9 protein-coding genes and 1 pseudogene are annotated in these 10,545 nt (G+C 39.2%); all 10 read left to right on the top strand.

Going from position 1 to position 10,545, the window contains the following annotated elements; translation table 11 throughout:
- Window positions 1-380 (top strand): annotated as a pseudogene (locus tag HWX15_RS05075) (helix-turn-helix domain-containing protein); the annotation flags it as partial.
- A 247-nt stretch (window positions 381-627) separates the two neighbouring features.
- Window positions 628-1,248, top strand: coding sequence for a hypothetical protein (locus HWX15_RS05080; protein ID WP_049532500.1), 621 nt, complete (start codon window positions 628-630; stop codon window positions 1,246-1,248).
- A gap of 198 nt (window positions 1,249-1,446) precedes the next feature.
- Window positions 1,447-1,890, top strand: coding sequence for a tRNA (adenosine(37)-N6)-threonylcarbamoyltransferase complex ATPase subunit type 1 TsaE (gene tsaE / locus HWX15_RS05085; RefSeq protein WP_000288239.1), 444 nt, complete (start codon window positions 1,447-1,449; stop codon window positions 1,888-1,890).
- Entirely contained in the window at window positions 1,880-2,398 is a 519-nt protein-coding gene (locus HWX15_RS05090; protein ID WP_175880456.1) for a GNAT family N-acetyltransferase, read from the top strand. Before tsaE ends, HWX15_RS05090 begins: the two co-directional genes overlap by 11 nt.
- A gap of 7 nt (window positions 2,399-2,405) precedes the next feature.
- On the top strand, window positions 2,406-3,422 hold the full coding sequence (gene lytR, locus HWX15_RS05095; protein ID WP_000239274.1) for a glycopolymer--peptidoglycan transferase LytR: 1,017 nt from the start codon (window positions 2,406-2,408) through the stop codon (window positions 3,420-3,422).
- Between the two features lie 83 nt (window positions 3,423-3,505).
- Window positions 3,506-4,762, top strand: coding sequence for a competence/damage-inducible protein A (locus HWX15_RS05100; protein ID WP_175880457.1), 1,257 nt, complete (start codon window positions 3,506-3,508; stop codon window positions 4,760-4,762).
- A 54-nt stretch (window positions 4,763-4,816) separates the two neighbouring features.
- Window positions 4,817-5,983 carry a recombinase RecA gene (recA, locus tag HWX15_RS05105; protein ID WP_050243130.1) on the top strand — a complete coding sequence of 389 codons (1,167 nt, stop codon included), beginning with the start codon at window positions 4,817-4,819 and terminating at the stop codon, window positions 5,981-5,983.
- A gap of 115 nt (window positions 5,984-6,098) precedes the next feature.
- Window positions 6,099-7,469: an MATE family efflux transporter gene (locus HWX15_RS05110; protein ID WP_175880458.1), complete on the top strand. Its 1,371-nt coding sequence runs from the start codon at window positions 6,099-6,101 to the stop codon at window positions 7,467-7,469.
- A gap of 376 nt (window positions 7,470-7,845) precedes the next feature.
- Window positions 7,846-8,796 (top strand): N-acetylmuramoyl-L-alanine amidase family protein, encoded by a 951-nt coding sequence (locus HWX15_RS05115; RefSeq protein WP_175880459.1) that lies wholly within the window; start codon window positions 7,846-7,848, stop codon window positions 8,794-8,796.
- Between the two features lie 957 nt (window positions 8,797-9,753).
- Window positions 9,754-10,257 (top strand): PBECR4 domain-containing protein, encoded by a 504-nt coding sequence (locus HWX15_RS05120; protein WP_175880460.1) that lies wholly within the window; start codon window positions 9,754-9,756, stop codon window positions 10,255-10,257.
- Window positions 10,258-10,545 lie beyond the last annotated feature (288 nt).

Here is a 10,545-nt window from a genome sequence, read left to right on the forward strand (position 1 = left end):
TAGTGGGTCGCGAACAAGAATATGAGGCAAACTACTCTCATTTGATGGAGTTATATCAGACAAAAAATTTTGAGCATCAAGAGTTTTTATTTGGCTACATCAGAGTTCGTTACAACTACGCTCACTATCTAGTGTCAAAGGAAAAATATAACGAAGCCATCCAAGAAGCTCTTGAGACGATTGAACTCTGTAAACAAAGACAGACAAGCTACCAACTGGCTCCCCTACTTATTCTTGTAGGAAATGCTGGGGCCAAATTTCTAGACAAAGAACAAGTCAAAAATTATTATATAGAAGCAAGAGAGTTATGTAAGATTTATAACAATCCTTTAATGTTGATGAAGATAGAAAATTATTTGAAGGAATTAGATACTGTTTAGTTAATCTTGACATTATAGTTTTTCTAAAACGTTAAATAACCTGTAAGGCTGATAGTGAAATGAATACTATCAGCCTTATTTCAAATTTATATTCTTCCAAAATCTCTTCAAACCACGTCAGCTCTTTGATTTTCATTGAGTATTAGTCTCTGGTGTTTGTTTAGCGTCTTAAAGAGACATTTGAGAAGATTAGAAACAGTTCTCTCTTTTCTCCTAGTATAATGATTGGTAGGAAGGGAGAGAAAAGATGAAATCAATGAGAATCTTATTTTTGTTAGCTTTAATTCAAATCAGTTTGAGTAGCTGTTTCCTATGGAAAGAATGCATCTTGTCCTTTAAACAAAGTACAGCTTTTTTCATCGGAAGTATGGTCTTCGTTTCAGGAATCTGTGCTGGAGTAAATTATCTTTATACCCGTAAGCAAGAAGTCCATAGTGTCCTAGCCAGTAAGCAGTCAGTGAAGCTTTTTTACAGTATCCTGCTCTTAATTAATTTGTTAGGAGCTGTTCTTGTCCTGTCAGATAACTTGTTCATCAAAAATACGCTGCAGCAAGAATTAGTTGACTTTTTATTGCCATCCTTTTTCTTTCTATTTGGGCTAGATTTGCTGATTTTTTTACCCTTAAAAAAATACATGCGTGATTTGCTTGCTATGCTAGATAGAAAAAAGACAGTGTTGGTGACTATTTTAGCAACACTTCTCTTCTTAAGAAATCCAATGACCATTGTCTCTCTTTTGATTTATATTGGACTGGGTTTGTTTTTTGCAGCCTATCTTGTCCCAAATTCGGTTAAGAAGGAAGTTTCCTTTTATGGTCATATTTTCCGAGATCTTGTATTGGTCATTGCTACGCTCATTTTCTTTTAGAGAAAGCTTGTTTTTATGGATGTTATGATGGTAATACTCTTCAAAAATCTCTTCAAACTACGTCAGCTCTATCTGCAATCTCAAAACAGTATTTTGAGCAGCCTGCGGCTAGCTTCCTAGTTTGCTCTTTGATTTTCATTGAGTATAAGTTTAGCAGGAAAATAGACACAAAAGAAAAGTTTTTGGTATAATAAGAATATGTACACAAAAAATGAAGAAGAGCTACAAGCCTTAGGGGAGCGTTTGGGCCATTTATTAGAAAAGAATGATGTTTTAATCTTAACTGGAGAACTGGGCGCAGGTAAAACGACCTTTACTAAAGGACTTGCAAAGGGATTACAGATTTCCCAGATGATTAAAAGTCCAACCTATACTATCGTAAGAGAGTATGAAGGCAGACTGCCACTTTATCACCTAGATGTTTATCGTATTGAAGGAGATGCGGATTCTATTGATTTAGATGAATTTCTCTTTGGTGGCGGGGTGACTGTTATTGAGTGGGGCAATCTCTTAGGAGATGCCTTACCCGATACTTATTTAGAATTGGAAATTCTAAAAGAAGAAGACGGTCGCAGATTACATTTCCAAGCAAAGGGGTTGCGTGCAGAAAAACTCTTAGAGGAGCTTCAACATGGAGTATGAATTGCTCATTAGGGAAGCAGAGCCTAAAGATGCAGCTGAATTAGTGGCTTTTTTAAATCGTGTCAGTGTAGAAACAGATTTTACCAGCTTAGACGGAGATGGTATTCTCTTGACCAGTGAGGAGATGGGAATATTCCTCAACAAGCAAGCTAGTTCGGACAATCAGATAATCTTACTTGCCTTGCTGAATGATGAAATTGCTGGTATTGTAAATATTACAGCTGACCAGCGTAAGAGAGTCCGTCATATTGGAGATCTCTTCATTGTGATTGGAAAAAGATATTGGAATAATGGATTGGGAAGTTTGTTGCTAGAAGAAGCGATAGAGTGGGCACAAGCAAGTGGCATTCTGCGTCGTCTCCAACTGACTGTCCAAACTCGTAATCAGGCTGCAGTTCATCTTTATCAAAAGCATGGCTTTGTCATTGAAGGTCGCCAAGAGCGTGGAGCATATATAGAAGAAGGGAAATTTATCGATATTTACTTGATGGGTAAACTGATCGATTAGTAGAAATATGGTTAAAAAAATTATTGGAATGGTGCTAGCTTTACTTTCTGTAACTGTAGTAGGAGCAGGTATTTTTGCTTATACTATTTATCAACAAGGGACAGAAACCTTAGCTAAAACCTATAAAAAAATCGGCGAAGAAACCAAGGTTATTGAAGCGACTGAACCTCTAACCATTCTGTTAATGGGAGTGGACACCGGAAATGCTGAACGAACTGAAACTTGGGTCGGTAGAAGTGATAGCATGATCTTGATGACAGTGAATCCTAAAACGAAAAAAACAACGATGATGAGTTTAGAGCGGGATATTCTGACCCGCATTGAATCAGGGAATGGTCAGGCTCATGAAGCGAAACTGAATTCAGCATATGCAGATGGTGGAGCAGAGCTTGCTATAGAAACTATTCAAAAAATGATGAATATCCATATTGATCGCTATGTGATGGTCAATATGAAAGGGTTACAAAAACTAGTGGATGCAGTAGGTGGTATTACAGTCAATAATACCCTAGGTTTCCCAATTTCTATCAGTGACCAAGAAGAATTTAATACCATTTCTATCGGTGTTGGGGAGCAACATATTGGGGGAGAAGAAGCCCTAGTCTATGCACGAATGCGTTACCAAGATCCTGAGGGAGATTATGGTCGTCAAAAACGTCAACGTGAAGTTATTCAAAAAGTCATGGAAAAAGCTCTCAGTTTAAATAGCGTTGGTCATTATCAAGAGATTCTAAAAGCTTTGAGTGACAATATGCAGACCAATATTGATTTGTCTGCAAAAAGTATCCCTAACTTGCTAGGCTATAAAGATTCATTTAAAACCATTGAAACTCAGCAGTTGCAGGGTGAAGGAGAGATGCTTCAAGGTGTTTCTTACCAGATTGTTTCGAGAGCCCATATGTTGGAAATGCAAAATCTACTCCGACGTTCTTTGGGACAAGAAGAAGTCACTCAGCTTGAAACCAATGCGGTCTTATTTGAAGATTTATTTGGCAGAGCCCCTGTTGGTGATGAAGATAATTAACTTTTGATACAAATAAAAAATCAATCGTAGGAAAATTCCTGCGATTTTTTCAAAAAAATACGAATAGATAGGTAGGAGGAAACATGAAAGCAGAAATCATTGCTGTTGGAACAGAGATTTTGACAGGACAGATTGTCAATACCAATGCTCAGTTTTTATCGGAAAAACTAGCAGAGATTGGGGTAGATGTTTATTTTCAGACGGCTGTAGGAGACAATGAAGCTCGTCTCTTGTCTTTACTTGAGATTGCCAGTCAACGTAGCAGTCTGGTGATTTTGGCAGGCGGTTTGGGACCAACTGAGGACGATTTGACCAAACAAACCCTAGCTAAATTTTTAGGGAAAGAATTAGTCTTCGATCCTCAGGCACAAGAAAAGTTAGATGTCTTTTTTGCCCAGAGACCAGACTATGCCCGAACACCGAATAACGAAAGACAAGCCCAAATTGTAGAAGGGGCGACTCCACTGCCCAACGAAACAGGACTGGCTGTGGGAGGAATATTGGAAGTCGATGGAGTGACCTACGTTGTCCTTCCAGGTCCACCAAGTGAATTGAAACCCATGGTCTTAAACCACCTTCTACCCAAGTTAATGACAGGGAGCAAGTTGTATTCTCGAGTTCTTCGTTTCTTTGGAATTGGCGAGAGCCAGCTGGTTACGATTTTGGCTGATTTGATTGATAATCAAACCGATCCTACCTTGGCACCTTATGCTAAGACAGGAGAAGTCACTCTGCGCCTGTCAACAAAGGCTAGCAGTCAAGAAAAGGCAAATCAGGCGCTGGATATCTTGGAAAATCAAATCTTGGATTACCAGACTTTCGAAGGAATTCCTTTACGAGACCTCTGTTATGGTTATGGAGAGGAGGCTAGCTTGGCTAGCATTGTGATAGAAGAACTGAAAAAACAAGGGAAAACTATCACGGCTGCAGAGAGTTTGACGGCTGGTCTTTTCCAAGCTAGAGTAGCGGATTTTTCGGGTGCTTCAAGTATATTTAAGGGTGGTTTTGTAACCTATAGCTTGGAGGAAAAATCAAAAATGTTGGATATTCCTGCCAAGGATTTGGAAGCACATGGTGTGGTATCTGAATTTACAGCCCAGAAGATGGCTGAGCAGGCACGAATCAAGACCCAGTCTGATTTTGGCCTTAGTTTGACTGGAGTGGCAGGGCCAGACAGTCTAGAAGGGCACCCAGCTGGGACAGTCTTCATAGGCTTGGCTCAAGAGCATGGAACTAAGGTCATAAAGGTGAATATTGGAGGTAGAAGTCGAGCAGATGTACGCCACATTGCGGTTATGCATGCCTTTAACCTAGTTCGCAAGGCTTTATTAAGTGACTAACTTTTGATATAATAGTAGATAGGTCTAAGGACCATTAGAATGTAGGAGAATAGAATGGCGAAAAAACCAAAAAAATTAGATGAAATTTCAAAAAAATTTGGGGCAGAACGTGAAAAAGCCTTGAATGACGCTCTTAAATTGATTGAGAAAGACTTTGGTAAAGGATCAATCATGCGTTTGGGTGAACGTGCCGAGCAAAAGGTGCAAGTGATGAGCTCAGGTTCTTTGGCTCTTGACATTGCCCTTGGTTCAGGTGGTTATCCTAAGGGACGTATCATCGAAATCTATGGACCAGAGTCATCTGGTAAGACAACGGTTGCCCTTCATGCAGTTGCGCAAGCGCAAAAAGAAGGTGGGATTGCAGCCTTTATTGATGCGGAACATGCCCTTGATCCAGCTTATGCTGCGGCTCTTGGTGTCAATATTGACGAATTGCTCTTGTCTCAACCAGACTCAGGAGAGCAAGGTCTTGAGATTGCAGGAAAATTGATTGATTCAGGTGCAGTTGACCTTGTCGTGGTCGACTCAGTTGCGGCCCTTGTCCCTCGTGCGGAAATTGATGGCGATATCGGAGATAGCCACGTTGGTTTGCAGGCTCGTATGATGAGCCAGGCTATGCGTAAGCTCGGTGCTTCTATCAATAAAACCAAAACAATTGCCATCTTTATCAACCAATTGCGTGAAAAAGTTGGGGTTATGTTTGGAAATCCAGAAACAACACCTGGTGGACGTGCTCTGAAATTCTATGCTTCAGTGCGTTTGGATGTTCGTGGTAATACACAAATTAAGGGAACTGGTGACCAAAAAGAAACCAATGTCGGTAAAGAAACTAAGATTAAGGTTGTAAAAAATAAGGTAGCTCCACCATTTAAGGAAGCCGTAGTTGAAATTATGTACGGAGAAGGAATTTCTAAGACTGGTGAGCTTTTGAAGATTGCAAGCGATTTGGATATTATCAAAAAAGCAGGAGCTTGGTATTCTTACAAGGATGAAAAAATCGGTCAGGGTTCTGAGAATGCTAAGAAATATTTGGCAGAGCACCCAGAAATCTTTGATGAAATTGATAAGCAAGTCCGTTCTAAATTTGGCTTGATTGATGGAGAAGAAGCTTCTGTAGAAGGTGTTGAAGCTAAAAAAGAAGAAGCAGTTCAAGCAGATTCTGTGAATGAAGAAGTCACACTTGACTTAGGTGATGAACTTGAAATCGAAATTGAAGAATAAGCTGTTAAAGTAGTGGAGAAAATCCGCTGCTTTTTCGTTGTCTTTTTCTGGTTTTCAGCTCACGCATAGTTTGCTGTTTCTTGTGGCTCCACTAGAAAGCTGATATAATAGCCTTATGAATAAAAAACGAACAGTGGACCTGATTCATGGTCCTATTCTTCCCTCGCTTGTGAGTTTTGCCTTCCCAATCTTGCTGTCTAATATCTTTCAGCAACTCTATAACACTGCTGATGTCTTGATTGTTGGGCGTTTTCTTGGTCAAGATTCCTTGGCTGCAGTAGGGACGACAACTGCCATTTTTGACCTGATTGTAGGTTTTACTCTTGGTGTTGGCAATGGCATGGGAATTGTCATTGCTCGCTATTATGGGGCTCGAAATTTCACTAAAATAAAGGAAGCAGTAGCAGCAACTTGGATTTTAGGTGCTCTTTTGAGCATTCTAGTGATGTTGCTGGGCTTTCTTGGCTTGTATCCTCTCTTGCAATACTTAGATACTCCTGTAGAAATCCTTCCCCAGTCCTATCAATATATTTCTATGATTGTGACCTGTGTTGGTGTCAGCTTTGCTTATAATCTCTTTGCAGGCTTGTTGCGGTCCATTGGGGACAGTCTAGCTGCGCTTGGTTTTCTGATTTTCTCTGCTCTGGTTAATGTGGTTCTGGATCTCTATTTTATTACGCAACTGCAACTGGGGGTTCAATCTGCGGGCCTTGCCACCATCATTTCGCAGGGCTTATCAGCGGTTCTCTGCTTTTATTATCTCCGTAAGAGTGTGCCAGAACTTTTGCCTCAACTCAAGCATTTCAAATGGGACAAGGCCCTATACGCCGATCTCTTGGAACAAGGTTTGGCTATGGGCTTGATGAGTTCAATTGTGTCAATTGGCAGTGTGATTTTACAGTCTTCTGTTAATACCTTTGGTGCAGTGATTATTAGTGCCCAGACGGCGGCTCGACGCATTATGGCCTTCGCCCTTCTTCCCATGACCGCTATTTCTGCATCAATGACGACCTTTGCCTCTCAGAATCTTGGGGCTAAGCGACCAGACCGCATTGTTCAAGGTCTTCGAATCGGCAGTCGTTTAAGTATATCCTGGGCAGTTTTTGTTTGTATCTTCCTCTTTTTTGCTAGTCCAGCCTTGGTTTCCTTCTTGGCTAGTTCGACGGATAGCTATTTGGTAGAAAATGGTAGTCTCTACTTGCAAATCAGTTCAGCCTTTTATCCCATTTTGAGTCTCTTGTTGATTTATCGCAATTGTTTGCAGGGCTTGGGGCAAAAAGTCCTTCCGCTGGTTTCTAGCTTTATAGAACTAATCGGGAAAATCGCTTTTGTGGTCTTGATTATCCCTTGGGCAGGCTATAAGGGAGTTATTCTTTGCGAACCCCTCATCTGGGTTGCCATGACAGTTCAACTGTACTTTTCGCTTTTCCGTCACCCCTTGATAAAAGAAGGCGAGGAAATCTTGGCAACAAAAGTGTCATCATAGCTCGATTTACTGAATAAAATCTTTTTCCTCTAGTGAAAATCGAAAAAACTTGTGTTCTCCTCTTTTAGTTTGGTCTTGAAAATAGTTTAACAGACTTTTGACTTCTTTTATATGATATAATAAAGTATAGTATTTATGAAAAGGACATATAGAGACTGTAAAAATATACTTTTGAAAAGCTTTTTAGTCTGGGGTGTTATTGTAGATAGAATGCAGACCTTATCAGTCCTATTTACAGTGTCAAAATAGTGCATTTTAAAGTTCTATCTACAAGCCTAATCGTGACTAGGATTGTCTTCTTTATGAGGTATAAATAAAGGAGTTTCTAGCTCTGGATTGTAAAAAATAAGTTGTCTTAATCGATAAGGAGTAGAATATGGAAATTGATGTGAGTAAATTAAGAACAGATTTGCCTCAAGTCGGCGTGCAACCATATAGGCAAGTCCATGCCCATTCCACAGGCAACCGTAACTCAACGGTTCAAAATGAGGCTGACTACCATTACAGAAAAGATCCTGAATTGGGCTTCTTTTCTCACGTAGTCGGTAATGGTCGTGTTATGCAGGTAGGACCTGTTGATAATGGTGCCTGGGACGTTGGGGGCGGTTGGAATGCAGAAGGTTATGCACAAGTTGAACTGATTGAAAGCCATGAATCGAAAGAAGAGTTTCTGATTGACTATCGTCTCTATATCGAACTCTTGCGCAATCTAGCGGATGAAGCTGGTATACCGAAAACACTTGATACAGACGACTTGGCAGGTATCAAGACACACGAATACTGCACCAATAACCAACCCAATAATAACTCAGATCATGTTGACCCTTATCCTTATCTTGCCAAATGGGGTATTAGCCGTGAGCAATTCAAGCAGGATATTGAAAACGGCTTGACGATTGAAGCAGGATGGCAACAGAACGATACTGGCACCTGGTATGTACACTCAGATGGTTCTTATCCAAAAGATAAGTTTGAGAAAGTCAATGGTACCTGGTATTACTTTGACGGTTCAGGATATATGCTTGCAGACCGCTGGAAGAAGCACACAGACGGCAACTGGTACTGGTTTGACCAGTCAGGCGAAATGGCGACAGGCTGGAAGAAAATCGCTGAGAAGTGGTACTATTTCGATGGAGAAGGTGCTATGAAAACAGGCTGGATCAAATACAAGGAGACTTGGTACTATCTTGATAGTCAAAATGGGGACATGGTTTCTAATGCCTTTGTCAAATCAAATGATGGATGGTATTACCTTAAAGAAGATGGCACGATAGCAGAAAAACCAGAATTTACAGTCGAGCCTGAAGGCTTGATAACAGTAAAATAATAATGGAATGTCTTTCAAATCAGAACAGCGCATATTATTAGGTCTTGAAAAGCCTTAATAGTATGCGTTTTCTGGTAGAGATATTTCCTTTAATTTTTGCTACTATATTAAATAAAAATCAAAAGCAAACTAGAAAGCTATGCTCAAATAAAATCTAAATTTGACAATGTAAACCGATTGAAGCGTTTAAAGCGCAATTTATTACTGAACAAGATGGCATCATATCTGGAATAATATGCTTAAAAAGAGAAGAAAAATTGGTGCAAATTCATTTTCAGACTATCTTCGTGGAAGTGTTCATCAAAATAGACAAAAATAAATTTGGATAAATCGAACTTACTATTCAGGAGGAATATGAGCAATTCGAAGAAGAAAAGTGTCAAATTGAGCCTATAAGAGTAGAAATGACCTACATAGGGGATGAGAGAAAAGTTGTCCTTGAAGTTTCCTTGAACGATCAGTCGCATGTCAAACGATATGTAGGGTAATGTGAGAAGGGATAGCGAGTAGTTTTTGGTTATTTTATCAAAAAACTTGTATTTTATCATACTGAATGATAAAATACAAGAAAAATAGTAGAATAAAGGAAAGCTTTTCTAAAATGTGTATCTCCCCACAGGATTCGTTCTTGTGGGATTTTTTTCGTTAAAGAAAGCGATAAATATTGACTTTTTGAAAGAAAGATGTCATAATTAAGTTGGAAAAAACGTAAAAGTATCACTTTTCTCGTTATCCCGACTCCCAAAACGTCGTTAAACCGCTCGGCAATCCATGGAGACATGGACACATAGTAGTAAGCACGCTATGTGGCTTGGCAGAGCTAAAAACTGTTCCCTTGCGATAAGCCTAATAAGCACAACATAGGGAGTTAGAGAAGCCGACTCTAATCATCCACTTTGGGCAGTAGTGAGAACTGCCCCGTGCTTTTTTTATTTTGAGAAAATATGGAGTTTGTCGTTGAAATTACTTGATTGTATTTTAGATTATCAAGAGAAATTCGATGGAAAAACATGTCAAGTATCAACGAATTATAAGCATTTAGAGACTTTCGAAGTAGATTTTTGCTTGACTGATTTACATCACTTATTTGGCTTGCACAAAATCACACGAGATTATGCTAGTCAAACAATACCTGCTATTCAAGCTGGTGTTTTTATTTTGGAAGAATATAAAAATAATCCCATGTACAACGATGTTATAGAAAGGATATCTTTGTATAGTTTTATCGGTGATATCTTCTATTCTAAGATAACAAGTTGTTGTATCCTAGCCAAAGATTTATCTAAAAACACTATGAAGTTGGACGTCATATTTTTTGAGGATAGAAATAAAAGATCCGCAGTTTTAGGTTTACGAAGAGACAAAAGTGGAGTATTTAAACCAGTTACTCTACATTTTACAAGCGCTAAGAAATATGCTAAAGTTCGTAAAACAGATGTGAAAGAAATTAAATGGTTATAAAAAAACTTTTCGCAGGCTTCGGCTTGCGTTTTTTTTGTTTGATAAAATTAAAAAAATGTGCAAAAATAAGTAGAATTGAAAACAGGAAAAAACACCTCCTTTCGATTCGCCAAGCCTCTTCGCAAGGCAATGAGGGGGCGGAGAGACGCGCTCGTCAACAGAAGTATCTCATTGGAAATGTTGCTCACTTTTTTAGTGAGCTTTTTATTTAAGGAATAGGAATGAAAAATAAGAAGTTAAAATTATACTCAATGAAAATCTCTTCAAACCACGTCAGCGTCGCCTTGC

Source organism: Streptococcus thalassemiae, from assembly GCF_903645285.1.
Taxonomy (GTDB): domain Bacteria; phylum Bacillota; class Bacilli; order Lactobacillales; family Streptococcaceae; genus Streptococcus; species Streptococcus thalassemiae.

Excerpts from the sequence above, each read along its gene's own strand:
- HWX15_RS05080 (WP_049532500.1), top strand. The coding sequence starts at position 628 with ATGAAATCAATGAGAATCTTATTTTTGTTAGCTTTAATTCAAATCAGT.
- tsaE (WP_000288239.1), top strand. The coding sequence starts at position 1,447 with ATGTACACAAAAAATGAAGAAGAGCTACAAGCCTTAGGGGAGCGTTTG.
- HWX15_RS05090 (WP_175880456.1), top strand. The coding sequence starts at position 1,880 with ATGGAGTATGAATTGCTCATTAGGGAAGCAGAGCCTAAAGATGCAGCT.
- lytR (WP_000239274.1), top strand. The coding sequence starts at position 2,406 with ATGGTTAAAAAAATTATTGGAATGGTGCTAGCTTTACTTTCTGTAACT.
- HWX15_RS05100 (WP_175880457.1), top strand. The coding sequence starts at position 3,506 with ATGAAAGCAGAAATCATTGCTGTTGGAACAGAGATTTTGACAGGACAG.
- recA (WP_050243130.1), top strand. The coding sequence starts at position 4,817 with ATGGCGAAAAAACCAAAAAAATTAGATGAAATTTCAAAAAAATTTGGG.
- HWX15_RS05110 (WP_175880458.1), top strand. The coding sequence starts at position 6,099 with ATGAATAAAAAACGAACAGTGGACCTGATTCATGGTCCTATTCTTCCC.
- HWX15_RS05115 (WP_175880459.1), top strand. The coding sequence starts at position 7,846 with ATGGAAATTGATGTGAGTAAATTAAGAACAGATTTGCCTCAAGTCGGC.